The organism is Actinoplanes xinjiangensis (assembly GCF_003148685.1).
Classification (GTDB): Bacteria; Actinomycetota; Actinomycetes; order Mycobacteriales; family Micromonosporaceae; genus Actinoplanes; species Actinoplanes xinjiangensis.
Genome location: NZ_QGGR01000014.1, coordinates 169,125 through 193,330, shown reverse-complemented (window position 1 = coordinate 193,330; position 24,206 = coordinate 169,125). Strand labels below are relative to the sequence as shown.

The following is a 24,206-nucleotide window of genomic DNA, read 5'->3' as shown; positions in this document are numbered from 1 at the left end:
CCTATAGGGACGATAGGAAAAGTGGTAGAGGAGGAACCGCCCATGCGCCGTACCCGACCCGCCGTCGTCGCGACAGCCCTCGCCCTCGTCCTCACCACCGCCTGCTCCGCCCCGCGGGAGGGGACGGCCGCGGCCGGCCGGCCGGTCAGCGGCGGATCGCTGACCTGGGCCGTCGAGACCGAGCCGATCACCTTCAACCCGCACCAGTACGCCCAGGCCAAGGCCCGCCTGCTGGTCTGGAACACGTTCGAGGCCCTGCTCACCCATGACACCCAGGGCGGTTACGTGCCGTGGCTGTCCACCGGCCACCAGGTGTCGGCCGACGGCCGGACCTACACCTTCAAGTTGCGTACGGACGTGACCTTCAGTGACGGGACGAGATTCCACGCCGAGGCCGCCAAGGCGAACATCGACCAGTTCTCCGTCGACGGTTACAACCCGTCCGTGCGGGCCGTGCAACTGCGCAACCTGGACAGGGTGGACGTCGTCGACCCGGCCACCGTCGTCTTCCACCTCAGGCAGCCGGACGTGCTGCTGCTCGACTTCCTCTCCTCACCGCAGGGCGCGCAGGTGTCGCCGAAGTCGCTGAAGGAGGCGAAGAACCTCAAGGCCGGCGGCCCCGACCTGGCCGGGACCGGGCCGTTCCTGCTGGATCACTACACCGCCGGGCAGGAGGTGGTCTTCACGAAGAACCCGGCCTACAACTGGGCACCGGCCGGTGCCGGGCACACCGGGCCCGCCCATCTCGACCGGATCACCTACCGGTTCCTGAAGGAGCCGTCGGTGCGGGTCGGGGCACTCACCTCCGGCCAGGTGCAGATCATCGAGGGTGTGCCGGCCACCGACGAGGCACTGATCACGGCGAACCCGCAGCTGTCGCTGTCGCGGGGCCTGAACTCCGGATCGGCGTACTCGTACTACTTCAACACGACGCACGCACCCTTCGACGACCTGCGGGTGCGGCAGGCGTTCCGGGAGGCCGTCGACGTGGACGCGGTGCTCACCGGCGTCTACCGGGGCAGCGCCACCCGGGCGTGGAGCGTCGTCGGGCCGACCAGCCCGTTCTACGACAGGACGCTGGAGAAGACCTACGGCGGCGATGCCGCGAAGGCCAACAGGCTGCTCGACGAGGCGGGCTGGACGGCGCGGGACGCCGACGGTTTCCGGACCAGGGACGGCAAACGGCTGACGGTACGGCTGGTGCAGTCGGCGCCGTTCGTCCGCGACCGCCGTGACGTGCTGGCCCAGGCCGTGCAGGCGCAGGTCAAGCAGAGCGCCGGCATCGACCTGAACGTCGCCGTCGTCGACCAGGGCACCGCCACCCAGGCGCTGGCCGACGGGCAGTACGAGGTGTTCGACAACTCCCGCGCCGACACCGACGCCGGAGCCGCCCTGAACCTGCTGCTGCACTCCGGCGGCGCGATCAACCGGACCGGCTTCCAGGACCCGGCGCTGGACGAGCTGCTCGAACAGGGGCAGGCCGCATCGGATCAGGCGCGCCGGAAGACCGCGTACCAGCAGGTGCAGAAGCTGACCATCACCGATCAGGCGCTGATCCTGCCGCTCTACGCCCCGGCCGACCAGATCGCCGCCGGGACGACCGTCGGCGGCTGGGGTTTCGAACCGGCCGCCGGAGTGCCGGCCAGCGCCTACGACCTCTGGCTGAGCAGGTGACCAGGGCGGTCGCCCGGCGGATCGCCTCCGGTGCCGTCGTGCTCTGGGCGGCGGCCACGGCGGCGTACCTCGCGCTGCTGGCCGCTCCCGGCGACATCGTCGACAGCCTGATCGGCGACGGCGCCGACACCCCGCAGATCCGGGCTCAGATCATCACGGAGTGGAACCTGGACCGGCCCGCCGTCGTGCAGTACCTGGACTATCTGTGGCGGGCCGCCCAGGGTGACCTGGGCCGTTCCTACCTGCTCCAGCGGCCGGTCGGTGAGGTGATCGGCGACCAGCTGCCGCCCACCCTGCGACTGGCCGTCGCGGCGGCCGTGTTCGGCGTGGTGCTCGCCCTGGTCCTGGCCGTCACCACCCGGCACCGGTGGGTCCGCCGGGCCAGTTCCACCGCCGAGCTGATCATCGTGTCCACCCCGCCGTTCCTGATCGGGATCGTCCTGCTGAGCGTGTTCTCGTTCCGGTTCGGGCTGTTCCCGGTCTCCGGCGACCAGGGCTGGGCGGCGCTGGTGCTGCCCGCGGTCACGCTGGGTCTGCCGATCGCCGGGGTACTGGCCCAGGTGCTGCGCGACGGCCTGGACCGGGCGCTGGACGAGCCGTTCGCGGTCACCGCCCGGGCCCGGGGCCTGACGGAACGGGCGGTCCTCATGCGGCACGCGCTGCGCCACTCGCTCATCCCGGCGGTCACCCTGCTCGGCTGGCTCACCGGTGCGCTGCTCGGCGGGGCGGTGATCATCGAGCAGGTCTTCGGCCGCCCCGGGCTCGGCCAGGTCACCCTCCAGGCCGTCGGCAACGGCGACATGCCCGTCGTGCTGGCCGTCGTGGTGCTCGCGGCCGCCGCCTTCGTCGTCGTCAACACGGTGGCCGACCTGGCCTATCTGCTCATCGATCCGCGGTTGCGAAGGAGCACGTCATGACCGACTGCACCAGGCACCGGCCACCCGCAGCCGACGGCGACGTCACGGGCGCGGGCCGGGCGGGCAGAACCGGGGAGGCACTGCCGTGACGCTCGCTCTGCCCCGACCGGTGGCGCGCCGGTTCACCCTGCGCCGGCCCCGCCCCGGCCTGACCGCGGCCGGGCTCGTCCTGCTCGTGACGCTGGCCGCGGCGGCGTGGCCGTCGCTGTTCGCCGGCGACCCGCTGGCCGCCGACCCGCTGCGGGTGCTGGAGGCGCCGTCGGCGGCCCACTGGTTCGGCACCGACCAACTCGGCCGGGACGTCTTCGACCGGGTGGTGCACGGCGCCCGGCACTCGCTGAGCATCGGTGTGGCGGCGACCGTCATCGCGGTCGGCGCGGGCATCCTGCTCGGGGTGGTCGCCGGGCTCGTCCACCGGGTCGCCGACGAGGCCCTCAGCCGGGGTTTCGACGCGCTCGCCGCGTTTCCGCTGGTGCTGCTGGCGCTGCTGTTCATCGCGATCGCGGGCACCGGCACCACCAGCCTGATCGTGGCCATCGGCATCGCCACCACACCGCACCACGCCCGGGTGGTGCGGGCCCAGACGCTGGTGGTGCGGCAGGCGCCGTACGTCACCCACGCGGTCGCGTTCGGAGCGTCCCGGCCGCGGCTGGTGCTGCGGCACGTGCTGCCCAACGTGCTCGGCCCGATCCCGGTCCTGGCGATGATCGGGCTGGGCGAGGCGGTACTGATCGCGGCCGGCCTCAGTTTCCTCGGTCTCGGGCCGCAACCACCGTCGCCGGAGTGGGGCGCGATGCTCTCCGAAGGCCGCGGATACCTGCACATCGCCTGGTGGGCGTCACTGCTGCCGGGAGCCGCCGTCACCGCCACCGTCATCTCCCTCACCGTGATCGGCCGCCACGTGCAGCACCGTTTCGAAGGACGCCCATCGTGATCGACGTCCGGAATCTGCGGGTCACCTTTGTCGGGAAACGGCAGGTCGAGGCGGTACGCGGGGTCGACCTGACGATCGGTGCGGGGGAGTGTGTCGCGCTGGTCGGCGAGAGCGGCTCCGGTAAGAGCGTCACCGCCCGCAGCCTGGTCGGACTGGCCGGTCCGGCGGCCCGCGTCGAGGCGGACACGTTCACCGTCGACGGCCGGGACGTGCGCGGGTTCGCCGCCCGAGACTGGCGGCGGCTGCGCGGCCGGTTCGCCGGGCTGATCCTGCAGGACGCCCTGGTGTCGCTGGACCCGCTGCGCACGGTCGGTGCGGAGATCGGCGAGGTGCTGCGGGCGCACGGCATCGGTGACCGTCGTGACCGGCCCCAGCGCATCCGGCGGCTGCTCACCGACGTGCACGTGCCGGAACCGGATCGCCGGGCCCGGCAGTACCCGCATCAGCTGTCCGGCGGGCTGCGGCAGCGGGCGCTGATCGCCTCGGCCATCGCCGGCGGGCCGCGGCTGCTGATCGCCGACGAACCGACCACGGCGCTGGACGCGACCGTACAGGCGCAGATCCTCACCCTGCTCGCCGAACGCCGCACGAACGGGGAGACGCTGCTGCTGATCAGCCACGATCTGGCGGTCGTGGCGAAACTCGCCGACCGGGTGCTGGTGATGAAGGACGGCCGGATCGTCGAGGGCGGCGACACCCGCACGATTCTGGTCGGCGCCGGTCACCCGTACACCAGAGAATTGATCTCGGCCGCCACCGGGAGATGGCGCGGGACCACCACCGCGCCGGGCGACGTCGTCGCCGAGGCCACCGGACTGCGCAAGGTGTACGGCGACCGCACCGTCGTGCGGGATTTCGGTCTGACGATCCGCCGCGGGGAGATCGTCGGGCTGGTCGGTGAGTCGGGGTCCGGTAAGACCACCGTGGCGCAGCTGCTGTTCGGGCTGGCCGGCCCGACGTCCGGGCACGTGCGGTTCGAGGGCGCCGATTTCAGCGGGGTTCCGGAACGTGCCCGCCGTCCGATGCGGCGCCGGCTGCAACTGATCGCCCAGGACCCGCTGTCGGCGTTCGATCCACGGTGGACCGTGCGCCGCATCGTCGGGGAGGCCCTGCCCCGCGGTGAGGACCCGGCACCCTGCCTGGAGCGGGTCGGGCTGGGCGCCGACGTCCTCGACCGGTACCCGCGGCAGCTGTCCGGTGGGCAGCGGCAGCGCGTCGCCGTGGCCCGCGCCATCGCACCGCGGCCGAGTCTGATCATCTGCGACGAGCCGGTCTCCGCCCTCGACGTGTCGGTGCAGGCGCAGGTTCTGGACCTGCTGGCCGGCATCCGCGAGACGGACGGGACGGCGCTGCTGTTCATCTCCCACGACCTGGGCGTGATCCGTGACATCGCCGATCGTGTCCTGGTCATGAAGGACGGCCGGGTCGTCGAACAGGGCCCGGTCAAGGCCGTCTTCGACCACGCCGGCCACGAATACACCCGGGCGTTGCTCGACGCCGTGCCCACTGTGGAGGTTTCCCGATGACGTTGCATCTGGCGGTCGCGCTGACCGGCGACTCGTTCGACGCCGGTCACTGGATCCGGCAGGCCGGGCTGGCTGACGACGCCGGGCTCGACTTCATGACGTTCGAGGACCGATTCGGGCGGTACGGGCCGGACGCGGTGCAGGTCGCCGCCCGGGTCGCGCCGCTGACCCGGCACGTGGGCCTGGTGCCGGTCGCCACCACCACCCACACCGAGCCGTTCCACCTGTCCACCGCCCTGGCCACGCTCGACTGGGTGAGCCGGGGCCGGGCCGGCTGGCAGGTGCGGGTCTCCACGGACCCGGCCGAGGCGGCGCTGCTCGGCCGCCGGGAACCGCTGCCGGCCGAGGAGTTGCTGGCCGAGGCCGGAGACGCGATCGAGGTGGTGCGGCGGCTCTGGGACAGCTGGGAGGACGACGCGATCATCAGGGACACGGCGACCGGCCGGTACATCGACCGGGACAGGGTGCACTACATCGACTTCGAGGGGCCGCACTTCTCGGTGAAGGGGCCGTCGATCGTGCCGCGGCCGCCGCAGGGGCAACCGGTCGTGGCCGCCCTCGCGCACGGGCCGCAGGTGTGGGATCGCCTCGACGCCGACGTCTTCTTCGTGACGCCGTCCGACGCCGGCGACGCGGCCCGCCACGTCCGCCGGATCGTTCCGGAGAAGAAGGTCTTCGCCGACCTGACGGTCGGCGGCCACGTCCCGACGGACGCGGCGACCTTCAACGGCACGCCGGTCCAGCTCGCCGACCTGATCCAGAACTGGTGGACCGTCTCCGGCGTCGACGGGTTCCGGCTGCGGGTGACCGACGTCGCCGACGTCACCGGGGCCCTCGTTCCCGAGCTGCGCCGCCGCGGCCTGTTCCAGCCGTCCGCCACCCCGGTGCTGCGCGAGCGCCTCGGCCTCGGACCGGCCGTCAACCGTTACCAGGAGGCCGGACGTGCCTAAGCAGATCATCCTCGCCGCCCACTTCCCCGGTGTGAACAACACGACCGTCTGGAGCGACCCGCGGGCCGGCAGCCAGATCGACTTCAGCTCGTTCGAGTACCTCGCGAAGACCGCCGAGCGTGGGTTGTTCGACTTCTTCTTCCTGGCCGAGGGCCTGCGGCTGCGTGAGCAGCGGGGGCTGATCCACGACCTGGACGTGGTCGGCCGGCCGGACACGATCACGGTGCTGACCGCCCTGGCCGCCGTCACCGAACATCTGGGGCTGGCCGGGACCCTGAACGCCACCTACCACGAGCCGTACGAACTGGCCCGCCAGCTGGCCACCCTCGATCACCTGTCCGGCGGGCGGGCCGCCTGGAACGTGGTCACCTCGCCCGGAGCGTTCTTCGGTGCGAACTTCCGGCGCGGCGGCTTCCTCGACCATGCGGACCGATACGTCCGGGCCGCGGAGTTCATCGCGACCGCCCGCACGCTGTGGGACAGCGACGGCGGCGATGTCGCGGTCGGCAACAGCCAGTTCGACATCAGGGGCCGCTTCGGGGTGCCGCGCAGCCCGCAGGGCCATCCGGTCATCCTGCAGGCCGGTGACTCCGACGGCGGCCGGGAACTGGCCGCGGAACACTCCGACGCGATCTTCTCCCGGCACCACCGGATCGACGACGCCCGGCGGTTCTACCGCGACGTCAAGGACCGGCTGGCGAAGTACGGCCGGACCGAGGACAGCCTGAAGATCATCCCCGGGGTGTCCTATGTGCTCGGCGACAGCGACGCCGACGCCCAGGAGAAGGCCCACCACATCAGGCGGCTACAGGTCAGCCCGCAGACCGCGATCCTGCTGCTGGAACAGCTGTGGAACACCGACCTGTCCGGATACGACGCCGAGGGGCCGCTGCCGGACATCGATCCGGTGCTCGACGAGGACGACACGATCATCAAGGGCCGCGCCGGCATGTACCCGGACCGGCTGGCCACCGCCCGGGACTGGCGGGCCCGCGCCGAGGCGAAGAACCTGTCGATCCGGGACCTGATCATCGAGGTCACCGGGCGGCAGAACTTCATCGGCACCCCGGCCCGCGTCGCCGAGCTGCTGAACGAGTACGTGCAGACCGGCGCCTGTGACGGGTTCATCCTCGTCCCGCACCTCACCCCGGCCGGGCTCGACGACTTCGTGGACCGGGTGGTCCCGCTGCTGCAGGAACGCGGCGTGTTCCGGACCGGGTATTCCGGCACCACCCTGCGCGAGAACCTGGGGCTGGCATGAGACTCCCGCAGCTGAACCCGATGAGGAACCTCGACCGGTTCCCGGTGTGCCGACGGAAAGGGCGGTAGCCATGCCCGTACCCCTGTCGATCCTCGATCTCGCCCCGCTGGTCTCCGGCGGTGACGTGCGTGACGCCCTGCGCCGCACCCTCGACCTGGCCCGCCGGGCCGAGCAGTTCGGCTATCACCGCTACTGGGTGGCCGAGCACCACTTCACCCCGGGGGTGGCCAGCTCGCAGCCGGCGCTGCTGCTCGGCCAGATCGCCGCGGTCACCGACCACATCCGGCTCGGCTCCGGCGCCGTGCAGACCGGCTTCCAGACCAGTCTGTCCATCGTGGAGCAGTTCGGGCTGCTCGACGCGCTGTACCCGGGCCGGTTCGACCTCGGGCTGGGCCGCTCCGGGCAGGCCGGGAAGGAGGTGAAGCGGCTGCTCGAGGAGGAGAAGAAGGAGCAGCAGGAACGGGTCGTCGACGGTCTGCTCATCCCGAAACCGTTCTCCTGGGCGCCGATCTTCGCCTCCAAACGCACCGAGCTGGCCGGAAGGTTCCTGCACCAGCCGGGCGCCGACCCGCTCGGCCTGAGTGATGTGCTCGACCAGATCGAGGCGCTGCTGGCCGGGCCGGTCGTCGACGACGAGGGCAACGCGGTGACCGCCACCCCGGGCGCCGGCGCCGACCTTCAGGTGTGGCTGCTCGGCAGCTCCGGCGGGGAGAGTGCCCGTACCGCCGGGGCCCGAGGGCTGCCGTTCGCCGCCAACTACCACGTCGCCCCGGCGAAGGTGCTGGAGGCCGTCGGGGCCTACCGGGAGTCGTTCGTGCCGTCGGCGGCCCTCGCCGAGCCGTACGTCATGGTCTCGGCCGACGTGCTGGTGGCCGAGGACGACGCGACCGCCCGGCAGCTGGCGAAGCCGTTCGCCGTCTGGGTCCGCAGCATCCGCTCGGGTCTCGGTGCCGTCCCGTTCCCGAGCATCGAGGAGGCCGAGGCGTACGAGTGGACCGACCTGGACCGGCAGCTCGTCGCCGACCGGGTCGCCACCCGGTTCGCCGGATCGCCGCGGACGGTGGCCGAAGGGCTGCGTACCCTCCAGCGGGTCACCGGCGCCGACGAGCTGCTGGTCACCACGATCACCCACGACCACGCCGAACGGGTCCGCTCCTTCGAGCTGCTCGCCAAGGAATGGCCGGCCTGACGCGTCACCTATGATCGGCGGGTGCCGGGTATCGAAGACCATGATGTTGTCAGCCGGCCGCGGACGCTCAGCCGTCCGATGCGCAACCTGCTGGCGGGCTTCTGGACGTCGGTCCTCGGTAGCCAGATGACCCCGGTGGCGCTGGCGTTCGCGGTGCTGGCCAGCGGGCACGGCGTCGCCGGTCTCGGTCTGGTGCTGGGCGCCAGCCGCCTGCCGACCGTCGGGTTCGTCCTGGTCGGTGGAGTGCTGGCGGACCGGGTGTCGCGGCGTGCGCTGCTGCTGACCGCCGATGTGGCCCGCGGCGTCAGCCAGGCCGCCCTCGCGGTCTGGATCTTCACCGGGCACGTGCCGCTGGCCGCCCTGATGATCTTCGCGGCGATCGACGGGCTGGGCAGCGCCTTCTTCCGGCCCGCCCTGAGCGGTCTCATCCCCTCCCTGAACGGCCCGGCCACGCTGCAACGGGCCAACGCGCTGATCGGGTTCGGCCGATCGCTGGGCGGCCTGATCGGCCCGGCCGCCGGCGGCCTGCTGGTGGCCGCCTTCAACCCGGGCACCGTGTTCGCCATCGACGCCGCGTCCTATCTGGTCAGTGCCCTGTTCCTGCTCGGGGTCCCGCGGGACACGGCCGCACCGCGGGCCGCCGGTGCGGGCGTCGTCGCCGACCTGCGGGAGGGCTGGGCCGAATTCCGGTCCCGGCGGTGGCTGTGGTCGCTGGTGGCCCAGTCCGGGCTGATCCACCTCACCGTGATCCCGGCCTACCTGGTGCTCGGCCCGCAGATCGCCGCCGACGGGCTCGGCGGCCCGCGCGGCTGGGGGTTCATCCTCGGCGGGTTCGGGGCCGGCGCCGTCGTGGCCGGGCTGGTGATGGCCCGCGTCACCCCGCGTCATCCCCTGCGCACCGGCGTCCCGGCGCTGCTCGGGTTCGTGCCCGTACTGCTGGTGCTCGGCCTGTCCGCGCCGCTGCCGGTGGTCATCGCCGCCGCGGTCGCCGGTGGCGCCGGGATGACCGTCTACGTCACCCTGTGGGAGACCACCCTCCAGGCCAACGTGCCCCGCGAGGTGCTGTCCCGGGTGGTGGCCTACGACTGGTTCGGCTCGCTGGTGACGCTGCCGCTCGGCTACGTCCTGGTAGGGTTCGCCGCCCCGGCCCTCGGAGCCGTCCCCCTGCTGGCCGTCGGCATCGCCGTGATCGTCACGACCAGCGCCGCCGCCCTCGCCCTGCCCGACGTGCGCCGCCTCACCAACCACCACGCCACCGCCCCGTCGGTTTAGGAGGCTCCCATGGCCCGCCGCTGGATCCGGCCGCGACGCTGGTCGCCGCCCGCCCGCACCCCGTCCGCGGCCACCGGCCCGCTCCGGGTGCGGCAGCTGATCGCGACCGGTGGGCACGGGCCCGAGGACGTCGTCGTCGACAGCGCCGGGCGGGTGATCACCGGGCTCGCCGACGGGCGCATCCTCCGCATCGACCCGGCCACCGGCGACCGGACCGTGCTCGCCGACACCGGCGGACGGCCCCTCGGGCTGCACCCGCGTGCCGACGGCGGGGTGCTGGTCTGCGACCACGACCGCGGTCTGCTCGCCGTCGGCGCCGACGGGACCGTCGAGGTGCTGGTGGACACCGTGGGCGCCGAGCCGCTCACGTTCGCCAGCAACGTCGTCGAGGGCCCGGACGGGACGATCTGGTTCACCTCGTCGACCACCCGGTGGAGCCTGGACGACCATCTCGGCGACGTGTTCGAGCACTCCGGCACCGGGCGGCTGCTGCGCCGCGACCCCGACGGGACGGTCACCGTGCTGCTGGACGGGCTGAAATTCGCCAACGGGCTGGCCCTGACCGCCGACGGGACGGCGCTGCTGGTCGCCGAGACGGCCGGCTACCGGATCCGCCGGTACGGCCTCGACGGCACCGACACGATGCTGGTGGAGAACCTGCCCGGCTTCCCCGACAACCTGTGGCTCGGCAGCGACGGGCTGCTCTGGGCCGGGATCGCCGCGCCGCGCGACGCCCTGCTCGACCGGCTGCTGCCGCTGCCCGGGTTCCTGCGGCTGCTGGTGTGGAACCTGCCCGAGGCGCTGCGGCCCCAGGCGGTGCCGATCGCCTGGGTGATGGCCTTCGACGCCGGCGGCCGGATCGTGCACGACCTGCGTTCCGACGACGGCGGGTACGGATTCGTCACGTCGGCGGCCGAACAGGACGGGCTGCTGGTGGCCGGCAGCCTGACCCGCCCGGAGATCGCCGTGCTGGAGCCGCCGGCCCGGTGACGCCGGGAGACGCCCGGCGGACGCGTTTCGGTCGCGACGGGCTGCCTGCCCGGCGCGGTAGGCCCGGGACGGTCCACTTCGTCGGTGACGGGCTGGCTCGTACAAAAGAGTGATTTATCGGTTTTCAAGAATTTTGCGGACGGCGAGCGAGCACCATCGTCGGGTGGAGATTCGGCAGCTCAGCTACGTCGAGGCGGTGGCCCGCTACGGGGGATTCACCCGCGCGGCCGGTCGGCTGCACGTCGCCCAGTCGGCGGTGTCCGCGCAGGTGCGGGCGCTGGAGATCGAACTCGGGGTGACCCTGTTCGCGCGCACCACCCGCAAGGTGGCGCTGACGCCGGCGGGGGAGCTGTTCGTGGCCCGGGCCCGCCGCATCCTGGCCGAACTGGACGGCGCCCGCGGCGAGATGGCCGAGATCACCGCCGTCGTCAGCGGCCGGGTGACCGTCGGCGCGACCGCCGGCCTGGGCCCCTACGACCTGGCCGGGGCGCTCGCCTCGTTCCGGGACCGGCATCCCGGGATCGCGGTGCGGCTGCGCTCGGGCCGGATCACCGGGTTGCTCGGCGCCTGCGACACCGGCGATCTGGACCTGGTGGTCGGCCCGGTCCACGCCGACCTGCCGCCCCGTTTCGACGCGGTGCCGCTCGCCGACGAGCAGCTGCTGCTGGCGCTGCCGCCCGGGCATACGATGGCCGCCGGCGGCCGGCTCACCCTCGGTGAGGTACGCGACGAGCCGTTCGTGAGCATGCCACCCGGCAGCGGCCTGCGCTGGATCCTGGAGGACGCGGCCCGGTCGGCGGGTTTCCTGCCCCGGGTGCACTTCGAGACCCACAGCCTGGACGCCGTCCGTGAGCTGATCGCCGCCGGTCTCGGGGTGGGACTGCTGTCCCGCACGGCCGCCGAGGCACCGGCCGGGCCGGCGATCGCCGTGCGTCACCTGCATCCGCCGCCGGCGCACCCGCCGATCGGGGTGATGCGGCAGCGCGACCGGCTGTTGAGTCCCGCCGCCCAGTCGTTGCGGCATCACCTGGTGGAATCGGCCGGCCGGGAGATCACCCCGGCCGGGGATCAGGAACCGGCCGGCATCCTGCGGTAGGTCACCCGCCCCCGATCGGCGCGCCACCGGTGCGGTATTGCCGGCGGTATTGCCAGTAACCCCATAGATGCGATAGGAATAGCGGGTATTGGCACGTACCCCCGCCTGGAGACCTCCTTGACCACCACGCTCGCTCCCGCGCCGCCCGCCGCGCCGGCGGAGAAGGCCGCGCTCGCGCCCAGCGGCGGCCTGCGCCGCCGCCTCGCGCTGCGCCTGCTCGCGCTGGCCGTGCTCTACCTGCTGTGGGAGGTGACGGCCCGGGTCATGCACAACCCGACCTTCATCCCCTCACCCGGCGCGGTCTGGGATCAGCTGATCACCACGTCGACCACCCACGACGGGGTACGCGGGTACAGCGGCCACCTGCTCATCGAGCACCTCGGTGTCTCGCTGCGGCGCATCGTCATCGGGTCGCTCATCGGCATCGCCGGCGGCCTGCTCATCGGTGTGCTCCTCGGCACCGTCGGCTGGCTGCGCGTGGTTGCCGAACCGGTCATCACCTTCGTCCGGGCGCTGCCGCCGCTCGCCTACTTCAGCCTGTTCATCATCTGGTTCGGCATCGACGAGACCCCGAAACTGTGGCTGCTCTCGATCGCCGCGCTGCCCCCGGTCGCCGTCGCCACCGCCGCCGCCGTCCACAACGCCCCGACCGGCCTGGTCGAGGCGGCCCGGGCACTCGGCGCCGGCCGCTGGCAGAGCATCCGCGACGTGGTCCTGCCCCACGCGCTGCCGGAGATCTTCACCGGCATCCGGCTCGCCGTCGGCGTCGCGTACTCCTCGGTCGTCGCCGCCGAGACCATCAACGGTGTCCCCGGCATCGGCGGCATGATCCGCGACGCCCAGCGCTACTCCCAGACCGACGTGGTCGTCCTCGGCCTGTTCGCCATCGGACTCTCCGGCCTGCTCATCGACGCTCTGTTGCTCACCGCCGAGAACAGGCTGATCCCCTGGCGCGGACGCGCCTGACATCTCGTCACCTCTGAAGGAAAACCTGTGAAGAAACTCCTCGCCCTCGCCTCCGTCCTCTTTCTGGCCGCGTGCGGCAACGGCGCCGCCAGTGGTGGCGCCGACCCCGCGGAGAAGTCCATCCGGATCGCCTACCAGGCGTTCCCCTCCGGTGACCTGATCGTCAAGAACCAGGGCCTGCTCGAGAAGGCGCTGCCCGACTACAAGATCACCTGGACGAAGTTCGACTCCGGCGCCAGCATCAACACCGCGTTCGTCGCCGGCAGCCTCGACATCGCCGCGATCGGCTCCAGCCCGGTGGCCCGCGGCCTGTCCGCCCCGCTCAACATCCCCTACCAGGTCGCATTCGTCCTCGACGTGGCTGGGGACAACGAGGCCCTGGTCGCCCGCAACGACTCCGGCGTCACCGACGTCGCCGCACTGCGCGGCAAGAAGGTCGCCACCCCGTTCGCGTCCACCGCCCACTACAGCCTGCTCGCCGCCCTCGACAAGGCCGGCCTCAAAGAGTCCGACCTGACCATCGTGGACCTGGAACCACAGGACATCCTCGCCGCCTGGACCCGTGGTGACATCGACGCCGCGTACAGCTGGCTGCCGTCGCTCGACGAACTGAAGAAGACCGGCAAGGTCCTGATCACCAGCCGGGAACTCGCCGCCGGCGGCAAACCCACCCTCGACCTCGGTGTCGTCTCCACCGCGTTCGCCACCGCCCACCCCGAAGCCGTCGACGCGTGGCGCAAGGTCGAGGCGCAGGCGCTGAACGTCATCGCGACCGACCCCGACGCCGCGGGCAAGGCCGTCGGTGCCGAACTCAACCTCTCCGCCGACGACGCCAAGGCCCAGCTGTCACAGGGCGTCTTCCTCAAACCCGCCGACCTGGCGTCACCCGAGTGGCTCGGCACCGAGAGCGCGCCCGGCAAACTCGCCGACAACCTGGTCAGCGCCGCCGAGTTCCTCAAGTCGCAGCAGAAGATCGACGCCGTGCCGTCCCTGGCCGACGTGCAGAAGGCCCTCTACGTCAAGGGGCTGCCCGGTGTCCTCAGCTGACGCCATCGCGGTCAGCGGGGTCACGCACTCCTACGGTGACGTGACCGCCGTCGGCCCGATCGACCTGACCGTCCCACCGGGCGAGTTCCTCGTCCTGGTCGGCGCCTCCGGCTGCGGCAAGAGCACCCTGCTGCGGTTGATCGCCGGCTTCGAACAGCCCACCACCGGGACCGTGCTGACCAACGGGACGGCCCCGGTCCCCGGCCGCGGCGCCGGACTGGTCTTCCAGCAGCCACGACTGTTCCCCTGGAAGACCGTCGGCGGCAACATCGCCCTGGCCCTGCGCTACGCCGGCCGGCCGGTCACCGACGAACGGGTCGACGACCTGCTCCGCCGGGTCGGCCTGCACGACGTCGCGAAACGCCGCATCTGGCAGATCTCCGGCGGCCAGCAGCAGCGCGTCGCCATCGCCCGCGCCCTGGCCGTCGAGAACCCCCTGCTGCTGCTCGACGAACCGTTCGCCGCACTGGACGCGCTCACCCGCGAGAAACTCCAGGACGACCTACGGCAGGTCAGCGCCTCCACCGGCCGGACCAGCGTCTTCGTCACGCACAGCGTCGACGAGGCGGTGTTCCTCGGCAGCCGCGTCGTGGTCCTCACGCCCCGGCCCGGCACGATCGCCCTGGACCTCACGATCGACCTGCCACGCACCGGCATCGCCGCCGACGAACTCCGGGGGCTGCCCGAATTCGCCGCACTGCGCGCCGAGGTCGGCCACGCCATCCGCGATCGCGTCACCGTCTGACCCGGTCGCCAGTCGCCGGTTTTTGGTGGCCCGGTCGCCCGTCACCGTCTGACCCGGTCGTCCGGCTCCGGTGGCCCGCGGTCCAGTGGGTCACCGGGCCGCGGGTCGGTTCCGGCGGCGTGGTGACCCACGGTGCGGCCTGCACCGCGGGTCGCCACGCTGTCGTGTCAGACCTTCTTCACGACGACCTTCTTACCGGACGCCTTCACCGTGTACGCGACCGTCTTCTTCGTCCACGGGTTCGTCGCGGAGACCCGTACCCCCGCGGTGACGTCCTTGACCTTGACCACCGCGACGCCGCCGGTCGACGCGTTGGTCTCCGCCGCCTCCCGCCGGACCAGCTTGCGCAGCGTCGCCACCTTCACCTTGCCGCCCTTGGCCGCCTTGCGGGTATCGGCCGCGCCGCCCACCGCCGCGTTGCGCACCAGACCGGCCATGTCCAGATAGGCGACACCCTTCGCCAGGGTCTGCGCATCCACCGTCTCGCCGGCCGACGGCAGCGTCACCGCCTGCGGCCCGTACGCGTAGTCCAGCGTCGTCGACAGCGTCGCCTCATCGTCGTTCAGCTCGGTCGACGCGGCCGTCAGCACCGACGAGGCGTCAGTGTGCAACGTCACCTCACCCACCGACGGGTCGGCGAACGTGAAATCGGCCGAACCGTCGTCGTGCAGCGTCTTCGTGCCCGCACCCACCGACGGCGACACCAGGTCCAGCGGGGCCGGGGCGTCGTCCTCCAACGTGAGCGACGCGTCCGCGGTGAACACGAACTTCACCGACGGCCGGCCGATCATCTTCAGCGCCGCCTTCGTGCGGCTGTCGTCGCCGGCCGACTCGTAGCCGCCGCTGCCCTCGTCCAGGAAGACCGAGGCCTCCGGCTGCCCGTTCACCGCAAACGACGCCGCCAGCAGACCGTGCTCCCGGTCGGTGGTGATCGTCTGCCAGCCGGTCGCCGTCATACCGCCGATCGCGATGCTGAGGTCCATCTTCGACGTCCAGCCCTGCGCCGCGGCGGTGTCGGTGGCCGCGGCGACCGCGGCGACCGCCGCCTTCATCTGCGTCGCGGACAGTTCGGTGGTGGTGTCGGCGGCATACGCGGCGGCCGGGGCGACCAGAAGGCTCGCGGCAACCGAGGCGGAAGCGAGCAGGATCGCGGGACGAGACAGCACGGACATACGAATGACCTCGGGGGGTAGCGGGGGAAGGGCGCCGCTAGGATCGGCCGCCCACCCCGCCGGATGAGATCTTCCGGGAACCACCTGACCGGCCGGGTGCCCGGTGCTGTTCTTCCCGTGGTCGCTTACGCCGCGCCGGCCGCCGGGGTCACGACTCGTCGGCCGGCGTCACGACTTGTCGGCCAGGGTCACGGCTTGTGGGCCGGGGTCACGGCCGGGCGGCCGGGGTTACGGCTTGCGGGCCACCGCGCCGAACTCGTCGACCTCGCGCAGGTCCTCGCCCGTGGCGTCCGGGGCGGGCCGCCACTTCGAGCACGCGACCAGGCCCGGCTCCAGAACCTCGAGCCCGTCGAGGAACCGGGCGATCTGATCGGGGTGGCGCAGGTGATAGCCGAGCGGCGCATTCGCGTTCCACACCGCGATGGCCTCCTCGAACGCCGGCCCGTCGATCACGTTGGTGCCGTCAGCGGTGATGAAGTAGCTGCCCGACGGCAGCCGGTCGAGCAGTCCGCGCACGATCGCGATCGCCTGATCGATATCGGGCACATGACCGAGGATGTTCATCAGAATGAGCCCGACCGGCCGGCTCAGATCCAGCGTCGCGCCCGCCGCCTCGAGAATCTTCACCGGATCGTGCAGGTCGGCGTCGACGTAGTCGGTCCGGCCCTCGGGCGTGCTGGTCAACAGGGCCCGCGCGTGCACCAGGACGAGCGGATCGTTGTCGACATACACGATCCGGGCGTCGGCGGCCGCCGCCTGCGCCACCTGATGCGTGTTCTCCGCGGTCGGCATGCCCGTTCCGATGTCCAGGAACTGCCGGATCCCGGCCTCTTTCACCAGAAAGGTGACAGCGCGCCTGAGGAACGCCCGGGAATGCCGCGCCACCACGGCGATGTCCGGGTAGAGATTCGCGAAGTCGTCACCGACCGCCCGGTCCACCGGGAAGTTGTCCTTACCGCCCAGCCAGTAGTTCCACACACGCGCCGAGTGCGGCACGCTGGTGTCCAGTTTGGCGGCAGCGGCATTGTCACTGTCGGTCATGGCTACGGCTCCCGTCGGCGGGCTTCGCGGTTGGCGCAGAGCATACGCCGCCGATTCAACGGGTCCACACCGGACGGTACGGCCACTCTCCGGCATCGGCACCACCAGTCATCAGCGCGGTCACCACCACCGCCACCCGCCCCGCGCGCCTCCGCCACCCGCCCGCGCCACGCCGCTCCCCGCCCCGCGATATGCGGCGCGGGAGCAACGCGATGAGCAAGCCGACCGGTGCCAGCAAACGAACATCTCCAGCGGAGGCAGCGCCGAAGCCCAGCTGGACCTCCGTGGCTGGTTGTCACCGCTGTTTCGAGGGGTGTAAGGCAGCGGTGGGAGCCAGCTGGGTCTTTGTGGCTGGTTGTCACCGCTGTTTCGAGGGGTGTGAGGCAGCGGTGGGGGCCAGCCGGGGGGTTGGGCGGTGGGGCGGGGTCAGGCGGGCACCACGGGGAGGAAGCGGGCGTCGAGGTCGGCGGCCGGGGCGGGGCGGGCGAAGTGGTAGCCCTGGGCGGTGTCGCAGCCGAGATCGCTGAGGGCGGCCGCGGTCAGGTCGTCCTCGACACCCTCGGCGACGACGGTCAGGCTCAGGTTGTGGGCCAGGTCCACGGCGGACGCCACGAGGGCGTGGCTGGACGCGTCGGCGACCATGTCGGCGACGAACGAGCGGTCGATCTTGAGTTCATCGACGGGCAGGATCTTCAGGTAGGTCAGGGACGAGTAGCCCGTACCGAAGTCGTCGATGGATGTCTTGACTCCCAGATCGCGGATGCGGCGCAGCGCGTCGATCGTGGTCGTCGGATCGGACAGCACCGTGTGTTCGGTGATCTCGATGCAGAGCAGCGCTCCGGGAACTCCGGCGGCGTCGAGCAGCGCCGCCAGCCGGCCGGGGAACGTCTCGTCGAGCAGGCTGCGGGTGGAGACGTTGACGGCCACCGGGATCCGGTGCCCGGCGTCGAGCCAGGCGCGGGCCTGTTCCAGGGCGAGGGTGAGCACCCGTTCGGTGAACGGGTGGATGAGGCTCGTCGTCTCCAGCACCGGCACGAACTGGCCGGGCGGAACCGGGCCACGGGTCGGGTGGTTCCAGCGGGCGAGAGCCTCGACACCGGCCAGCGAACCGTCGGCCAGCGACACCTTCGGCTGGTAGTGCAGGGTGAACTGGGTGGCGTCGGTGAGACCGCGCCGCAGGTCACCGAGGAGGGTGAGCCGGTCGGTGCTGTCCTGGCCGGTGCTGCCGCTGAACCGGCGGAAGCTGTCGTGCTGCTGTTTCGCGTCGTGCATGGCACTGTCGGCGTGCCCGAGCAGGGTGCTGACGTCGTCGTCGGCCGAGGCGGTCGCCGCGCCGATGCTGATCTCCAGGTCGACGGTGATGTCGTCGAGGTGGAACGGCTCGTCGAAGGTCTCCCGCAGACGGGCCGCCACGCAGTCGGCCCGGGTCGGGTCGAGGTCACGCAGCAGGATCGCGAACTCGTCGCCGCCGGTACGGGCGACCACGTCACCGTCGCGGACCACCGCGGACAGCCGCCAGCCGGCCTCGGCGAGCAGCCGGTCACCGATGTGCGGGCCCAACTGGTCGTTGACGTGCCGGAACCCGTTGATGTTGACGGTGAGAACGGTGATGCCGGGCAGGGTACGGGCCGGTCGCACCGCCGTCAGTGCACGGTGCAGATGGGTGGTGAACGCTGCCCGGTTGGGCAGCCCGGTGAGCAGATCGGTGGCGGCCATCGCCTCGACCTGGCGCCGGTGCGCGCGGGTGTGCCAGCCGAACAGGGCGAGCGCGAGCAGGCTGAGCACGAACGTGACGATGCTGCCCCAGAGCAGCCGGCGCGAGTCGTGCCGGGCGGTCTCCTGATGGTGCTCGTACCGTTGCTGGTATCGGTCGCGCAGTTGCAGCAGCCGGTCGGTGTTGCGCTGGTAGCTGGGTTCGATGACGGTGTTCAGGACCTCGGCCGCCTTGCCGGTCTCGCCGCGGTCCAGCATCGACAGGTACCAGATGATGTCCTGCCGCAGGTTGATCTGCCGCTGCGCGATGGTGCCGGCCTCGGCCGCGTCGCCGGTGCCGGGAGCGGCGACGGCGATCGCGAGAGTGGCCCGGTGCGCCTGGTCGTCGACGGCGAGCACCCGCTCCCGCTGCGGTCCGGACGGATCGTCGGCGGTCGCCCGGATCAGCGACATCTCGTACGCCGACAGATAGGCGGCCTCCTGATAGGCGGTGACCCGGTCGCTGTCGCGGAGAAGGTCCTCCACGATGGCCGAGTGCCGTCCACTGTCCACGAGCGAGTAACCGGACAGCAGCGCCAGCGACCCGACGAGCGTGCCGATCACCCAGCGCCGGGTCCGCCGCAGCCGTCCCCCGTCCGTGCCGTTCATCCGCCGACCACCCGGTTGCGGCCGCCGCGCTTGGCCTCGTACAGGGCTTCGTCGGCGAGTTTCTGCAGTTGCTCGGGGCCGGCGTCGGTGAGCGGGGTGCCGGCGGTGACGCCGACGCTGACGGTGACGATGCCACCGACGGCCGGCTCGTGCGGCTGCCGCAGCCCGGCGACGGCACGGCAGGCACGGTCGGCGACGACGCGCGCGTTCTCCGTGGTCGCGCCGGGCATCACGATGCAGAACTCCTCACCGCCGTAGCGGGCGACCAGGTCGGTGGTACGGACGCTGGTACGCAGTGCCTCGGCGACCAGGCGCAGGCATTCGTCACCGCCCTGATGCCCGTAGTGGTCGTTGTACTTCTTGAAGTTGTCGATGTCGATCATGGCGACGCCGATCGGTTCGTGGGACCGTTCCGCGCGCAGCCAGGCGTCCTCGAGGAACGTGGTCAGCTTGCGCCGGTTCGGCAGCCCGGTCAGCGGGTCGGTCACGCTCAGCAGCTCGAGCCGCTGATTGGCCTCGGCCAGTTCCTCGGTACGGTCCGCGACCGCCCGCTCCAGCGACGCGTACACCTGCGCATTCTCCAGAGAGACGGTGAGCTGCCCGGCGATGAGCAGGACCGCGTCGAGCCGGCCGGCCGAGAACGCGCGCCGGCTCAGCCGGTTCTCCAGCACCAGCACGGCACGCGGCTGCCCGTGCCCGATCACCGGCACCACCAGCAGCGAGCAGTGCTCCAATCCGGCCAGGTACGGGTCCCGCCCGACCCGGTCGTCCAGGGACACGTCGTCGACGAGCATCGGCTCGCGGGCGCGTTCGGCGTACCGGATCGCGGACAGCGGCAGCAGACCCTGCGCGGCGGCCTCCTCGGCGTCCAGGTCCGGCCGGTCGCCGTCACCGGGCAGCACCCAGCGGTTCGCCCGGTCGTCGTGCAGCACCACGTGCACCGCGGTGGCACCGGTCATCGCGCCGAGCACCTGCTGCACCCGCAGCCGCAGCCGGTCCACACTGGTCTCCGAGCTGAGCGCCCGGGCCGCTTCGAGGACGGCCATCAGGTCGATGACCTCGGTGGACAGGTTGATGCTGTGGGCGCCGCCGACGGTGGCGGGCTGGGCGGGGGCGGGGGAGCCGAGTGCGGACCCGAGTGCCGGGTAGGCCCGTTTCATGGCGTGCACCTTCGCGGCGGCACCCCACCGGGCGTACCCGGCAAGGGCCTCGCCGAGCAGCCGGTCGCCCACGTGCTCCAGCCCGTGGTCCAGGTAGAACCGGGCTGCCAGCTCGGTGATCAGCGGCGCGTGCCAGGACCGGCCGGCGGTCGCCGCGTCGGACATCGCCTCGTCGTAGGCGGCGGCCGCGGCCGGGAAGTCGCCGTACACGGCCGCCCGGGTGGCCTCGGCCAGCCGGTGCAGGTGCCGGAAGTTGCCGGGCTGCCCGGCGGCGCGGGCGGCCAGGAAGTCCCGGCCGCGGTCGAGCGCCGCGAGGGCCTCGTCCCGTGCGGCACCGGTCGCGGTACGGGCGGTGACCGCGGCGGCGAGGACCGCCACCACGTTCGCGGGGACGTGCAGGTAGACACCGGGCACCGCGGTGATCGGCGGCATCGTGGCCGCGCTGTAGCGGACCAGAGCATCGTTGTCGCCGAGGATCGCCGCCACGAGAGCCCGCATGGCGGTGAAGTAGGAGGTCGCCGCGTCGTTGCCGGCCAGCGACTCCAGATAGGAGTCGTCGAAACCGCCGGTGCCCCGCAACGTGCGCACCACCATGCCCGCGGTCACGAACATCGCCGAGTCGTGGCCGGCCCCGATCCGGTCACCGAACGCCGTGGCCGCCTGCGCCTCCCGCAGGTACGGCTCCATGTCGGCCGAACAGTCCAGCATCTGCGGCACGGACGCGTAGTACGTGTAGAACGCGTTGCGCAGATCCCCGCCGCGCAGCAGCCCGTCACGGGCCTCGTGCGCCGTCCGGACACTGCTCTCCAACGGCTCGAACCACGGCGCCGTCGACACCGCGTGCAGGAACTTCACCTGCGACGTCTCCGGCTCGTAGCCGTGCTTCAGACCGGTCGCCAGCACGTGCGCCGTGGCCCGGTAGGCGGCCTCGTAATCACCGCTGCCGGCGATCGTGACGATGCCGATGTTGCCGAGCACGCCGGTCAGCGCCGCGCACACACCGTGCTCGGCCCACATCTCGGCGGCCAGTGCCACCAGCCAGGCCATCGTCATCCGGTCCCCGAAGAACGCCGCCGGCGACAGCCGGTTGACGACGTGGGCGGCGGCCAGCAGACGCGGATCGGTGATCTCCGGATGGTCGGCGTCACCGGACGTCGCCAGCCAGCCGTAGAAGGTGGCCATCCCGGCGCCGATCCGCGGACCCATCTGAGCGGGGCCGGCCGGCACGTCGATGCCGAGTCGCGCCAGCGTGTGCAAACCCAGTTCCAGGGCCTCGGGGAGCATCCGGCGGTTGGTCAGGGCACCGAGCTGCTCGGCCACCGGATCGGCCAGCAGGATCGGGTCGCCGACGGTCGCGGCCAGGTCGGCGAAGACCCGGTCGGCGTCGTCGAAACGGCCCAGCGCGCAGAGTGCCGCATGCCAGGCGGCTCGCGTTTCGGCGTACTCGGCATCGGTGCGGTCGAGAAGGCGGAGCGCGACGCCGAGGTGAGCCTCGGCCGACGCATGGTTGGCGACCAGCCGGGCTGCCGCGGCGGCCCGGCGCAGCAGCGCCGCCGCCGTCCGCCGCTCACCCGGCATCACGGCGTCCGCGGGTGAGGCGGACATCGCGGCTTCCGAAGGTGCGGGCGGCGTCGCGGTGCCCGCTGCCAGGAGCAGGTTTGCCGCGGCCAGGTAGAGCGGCGCCGCTTCCGGCGCCGGTGCCAGCCGCCGGGCCAGCGACAGGCTCAGCCGGGCGCGTTCGTCCGCGGTCAGCCGGCCGAACGCGGCCTGCTGCACCCGGTCGTGCCGGAACCGCGCCGAGGAGCCGTCGACCACGACCAGCCCGTCGTCGACGGCTGCGGTCAGCGGGGCGCCCAGCAGGCCGAGCGGAACCTCACCGCCGTGGCAGGCCATCAGATCGACGGCCGCACGGGTGTCCGTGGGCAGAGCGGTGATCCGGTGGGTGAGCAGTGCCACCACATCACCGTGACCGACGAAGTCGCGGACCGCGTCCGCGTCCCAGCGCCAGCCGCCGCCGTCCGGTACCAGCACACCCTCGCGGCGCAGGGCGTTCAGCAGTTCGACGGTGTCGAACGGATTGCCACGGGTACGCCCGGCGAGCGCCTCCGCCAGCTGCCCGGCCTCCGGCAGCCGCAGCATCTCGGAGATCAGCACACCCATGTCGCCGACGCTCAGATTGTCCAGGCGCACCTCCCCGGCGTCGCCGCGTTCCCGGTGCAGACGGGCCAGCACCGCGGTCAGCGGGTGAGCTTCGTCCACCTCCTCCTCGCGGTAGGCGCCCAGCACCAGCAGGCCCGGCACGTCCGCGTCGTCCAGCACGTCGTCGAGATAGCTGAACGCGGCCCCGGTCGCCCACTGAAGGTCGTCGAGGAAGAACACCAGCGGAGCACCGTTCGCCACGGTGCGCAGCAGGGTCATGCCGGCCTGGCGCAGCCGCGCGAGGAAGGCGCGCGGGTCGTCGGCGGGTTCCGGCGCCACCTCCAGCAGCGCCCGGAACGACGGCATCAGCGCGGCGATCACCCCGGCGTCCGCGCCGAGTGCCTCCCGCAGCCGTGACCGCAGGTCGGCGACCACGTCCTCGGGCTCGGCGAGCAGCTGGTCACCGAGCCGGTCGAACGCCTCCCGGACCGCGCCGCCGCCGGCGTCGTGGTGGAACTGGTCGAACTTGCCGGTCACGAACCGTCCACCGGCCGCCGCGACGGCCGGGCGCAACCGGTCCACCAGCGCGGTCTTGCCGACACCGGGCGGTCCGGTGATCAGGGCCAGGACGCTACCGGTGTGCACCTCCGCGAGCAGTGCCCGCAGCGCGGCGAGCGGCGCCTCCCGGCCGACCAGACGGGCCGGCGGTGCCAGGCGGATCGGGAAGTCCCGCTCGCCGAGCACGGTCAGACGCCCGGCACGCAGCTGCGCCAGGTCGTGGGCGAGCCCCTCACCACTCTGATAGCGCTGCTCCGGATCCTTGTTCAACAGACGCCGGATGATCTCCGAGAGCAGCGCCGGAACCAGCGGGTTCACCTCGGCCGCCGGCGTCGGCTCCTTCGCCAGATGGTCGTGGATCAGGCCCAGCGGATCCCGGTCCCGCCCGAACGGCGGCTGTCCGGTGGCCAGCTCGTACAGGGTGGCGCCCAGCGAGTAGAGGTCACTGCGGTGATCGACCGGGCGCCCGGTGCGACCGGTCTGCTCCGGCGCCAGATAGGGCAGCGTGCCGACGAGCCCTTCGCCGCCGCTCGCGCCCGGCAGCGTCGCCAGCTCGAAGTCGATCATCGTGGGCCGGTTCGTCACCGTGTCGACCAGCACGTTCGCCGGACTCACGTCCCGGTGCACCACACCGCACCGGTGGATTGCCGCGAGCACCTCGGCAAGAGCCAGGCTGAGGTCCAGCAATACGCCGGTCGCCCACGGCATTTCAAGATCAGCGAGGGTACGGCTCCCCGTGTCGACAAGCTCGAGAACACCGCTCTCGCCCAGGGCCGGTGCTCCGTGCCGCTGGTCCCCGGAGTGGTGGGCCGCGCCGTCGAGCGAGGTGCGCGTTCCGCTCGCCTCGGCCCGGGTCAGGGTGGGCACACCGTCGACGGCCGCCAGGCGGCGTAGCACCGCGACTTCGTTGCGCAGCCGGTCGGCCGCTCCCGCCCCGAGCGGCTGCTTGCGGACGACCGACGTCCCGTCCGCCAGCCGAACACGGCTGACGCGGGTCCGGTCACTGTCGTACAGCAGCTCGTCGACACGCTCAGAAGTCACGCGCTGCCTTTCGGCCCACCGGTGCCCACCATGAGCCTTGCAACCCCCCTGCCACCGATGAGAGCCGAGCGGCAGGCGCGAAAGGCGGAGAGACAGAAAGGGCGTGACGCGCCCCCCCCGGTGCGTCACGCCCTGGTCCGGCCATCCCTCACCGTCCTGGGGATGGC

Annotated in this window: 17 protein-coding genes; 13 read left to right on the top strand and 4 right to left on the bottom strand. The window is 72.1% G+C overall.

Annotated features, from left to right (window positions below; all coding sequences use genetic code 11):
• The first annotated feature begins 42 nt into the window (after positions 1-42).
• From BC793_RS28940 to BC793_RS28880, 13 genes are all read left to right on the top strand, one after another.
• The gene (locus tag BC793_RS28940) at positions 43-1,674 is read left to right on the top strand and encodes an ABC transporter substrate-binding protein (RefSeq protein WP_109598215.1); all 1,632 of its coding nucleotides are present in this window, start codon (positions 43-45) and stop codon (positions 1,672-1,674) included.
• Entirely contained in the window at positions 1,671-2,591 is a 921-nt protein-coding gene (locus BC793_RS28935) for an ABC transporter permease (protein ID WP_109598213.1), read from the top strand. Before BC793_RS28940 ends, BC793_RS28935 begins: the two co-directional genes overlap by 4 nt.
• Positions 2,592-2,676: 85 nt before the next feature.
• Positions 2,677-3,525 carry an ABC transporter permease gene (locus BC793_RS28930; protein ID WP_109598211.1) on the top strand — a complete coding sequence of 283 codons (849 nt, stop codon included), beginning with the start codon at positions 2,677-2,679 and terminating at the stop codon, positions 3,523-3,525.
• Complete coding sequence (gene nikE / locus BC793_RS28925; RefSeq protein ID WP_109598209.1) at positions 3,522-5,051, top strand: nickel ABC transporter ATP-binding protein NikE; 1,530 nt, start codon at positions 3,522-3,524, stop codon at positions 5,049-5,051. Before BC793_RS28930 ends, nikE begins: the two co-directional genes overlap by 4 nt.
• Complete coding sequence (locus tag BC793_RS28920; protein ID WP_109598208.1) at positions 5,048-6,001, top strand: LLM class flavin-dependent oxidoreductase; 954 nt, start codon at positions 5,048-5,050, stop codon at positions 5,999-6,001. Before nikE ends, BC793_RS28920 begins: the two co-directional genes overlap by 4 nt.
• Entirely contained in the window at positions 5,994-7,262 is a 1,269-nt protein-coding gene (locus BC793_RS28915; RefSeq protein ID WP_109598206.1) for an LLM class flavin-dependent oxidoreductase, read from the top strand. The genes BC793_RS28920 and BC793_RS28915 overlap by 8 nt, the downstream gene beginning before the upstream one ends.
• 70 nt (positions 7,263-7,332) lie before the next feature.
• Positions 7,333-8,451 carry an LLM class flavin-dependent oxidoreductase gene (locus BC793_RS28910; protein ID WP_109598204.1) on the top strand — a complete coding sequence of 373 codons (1,119 nt, stop codon included), beginning with the start codon at positions 7,333-7,335 and terminating at the stop codon, positions 8,449-8,451.
• Positions 8,452-8,472: 21 nt separating this feature from the next.
• The gene (locus BC793_RS28905) at positions 8,473-9,723 is read left to right on the top strand and encodes an MFS transporter (protein WP_146246490.1); all 1,251 of its coding nucleotides are present in this window, start codon (positions 8,473-8,475) and stop codon (positions 9,721-9,723) included.
• Between the two features lie 9 nt (positions 9,724-9,732).
• Positions 9,733-10,713, top strand: a complete 981-nt coding sequence (locus BC793_RS28900; protein WP_109598200.1) for an SMP-30/gluconolactonase/LRE family protein — start codon at positions 9,733-9,735, stop codon at positions 10,711-10,713.
• Between the two features lie 163 nt (positions 10,714-10,876).
• Entirely contained in the window at positions 10,877-11,809 is a 933-nt protein-coding gene (locus tag BC793_RS28895) for a LysR family transcriptional regulator (RefSeq protein WP_109598198.1), read from the top strand.
• Between the two features lie 117 nt (positions 11,810-11,926).
• Positions 11,927-12,775 (top strand): ABC transporter permease, encoded by an 849-nt coding sequence (locus tag BC793_RS28890; RefSeq protein ID WP_109598196.1) that lies wholly within the window; start codon positions 11,927-11,929, stop codon positions 12,773-12,775.
• Positions 12,776-12,802: 27 nt separating this feature from the next.
• A complete protein-coding gene (locus BC793_RS28885; RefSeq protein ID WP_109598194.1) occupies positions 12,803-13,822 on the top strand; it encodes a taurine ABC transporter substrate-binding protein in 1,020 nt (339 codons plus the stop codon).
• Positions 13,809-14,567 carry an ABC transporter ATP-binding protein gene (locus BC793_RS28880; RefSeq protein ID WP_109598192.1) on the top strand — a complete coding sequence of 253 codons (759 nt, stop codon included), beginning with the start codon at positions 13,809-13,811 and terminating at the stop codon, positions 14,565-14,567. Before BC793_RS28885 ends, BC793_RS28880 begins: the two co-directional genes overlap by 14 nt.
• 167 nt (positions 14,568-14,734) lie before the next feature.
• Here BC793_RS28880 and BC793_RS28875 read toward each other — a convergent pair whose 3' ends face one another.
• The 4 genes from BC793_RS28875 to BC793_RS28860 all read right to left on the bottom strand — a co-directional run bounded on the left by BC793_RS28875 (position 14,735) and on the right by BC793_RS28860 (position 24,039).
• Positions 14,735-15,739 carry a hypothetical protein gene (locus BC793_RS28875; protein WP_109598190.1) on the bottom strand — a complete coding sequence of 335 codons (1,005 nt, stop codon included), beginning with the start codon at positions 15,737-15,739 and terminating at the stop codon, positions 14,735-14,737.
• 228 nt (positions 15,740-15,967) lie between these two features.
• Positions 15,968-16,780: an SAM-dependent methyltransferase gene (locus tag BC793_RS28870; protein WP_109598188.1), complete on the bottom strand. Its 813-nt coding sequence runs from the start codon at positions 16,778-16,780 to the stop codon at positions 15,968-15,970.
• A 426-nt stretch (positions 16,781-17,206) separates the two neighbouring features.
• A complete protein-coding gene (locus tag BC793_RS52410) occupies positions 17,207-19,141 on the bottom strand; it encodes a putative bifunctional diguanylate cyclase/phosphodiesterase (protein WP_109598186.1) in 1,935 nt (644 codons plus the stop codon).
• Positions 19,138-24,039: a diguanylate cyclase domain-containing protein gene (locus tag BC793_RS28860; protein ID WP_109598184.1), complete on the bottom strand. Its 4,902-nt coding sequence runs from the start codon at positions 24,037-24,039 to the stop codon at positions 19,138-19,140. Before BC793_RS28860 ends, BC793_RS52410 begins: the two co-directional genes overlap by 4 nt.
• Positions 24,040-24,206 lie beyond the last annotated feature (167 nt).

Bases quoted from the DNA above. Each gene is read 5' to 3' on its own strand.
- BC793_RS28940 (WP_109598215.1), top strand. From the start codon at position 43: ATGCGCCGTACCCGACCCGCCGTCGTCGCGACAGCCCTCGCCCTCGTC.
- BC793_RS28920 (WP_109598208.1), top strand. From the start codon at position 5,048: ATGACGTTGCATCTGGCGGTCGCGCTGACCGGCGACTCGTTCGACGCC.
- BC793_RS28910 (WP_109598204.1), top strand. From the start codon at position 7,333: ATGCCCGTACCCCTGTCGATCCTCGATCTCGCCCCGCTGGTCTCCGGC.
- BC793_RS28900 (WP_109598200.1), top strand. From the start codon at position 9,733: ATGGCCCGCCGCTGGATCCGGCCGCGACGCTGGTCGCCGCCCGCCCGC.
- BC793_RS28875 (WP_109598190.1), bottom strand. From the start codon at position 15,739: ATGTCCGTGCTGTCTCGTCCCGCGATCCTGCTCGCTTCCGCCTCGGTT.
- BC793_RS28870 (WP_109598188.1), bottom strand. From the start codon at position 16,780: ATGACCGACAGTGACAATGCCGCTGCCGCCAAACTGGACACCAGCGTG.
- BC793_RS52410 (WP_109598186.1), bottom strand. From the start codon at position 19,141: ATGAACGGCACGGACGGGGGACGGCTGCGGCGGACCCGGCGCTGGGTG.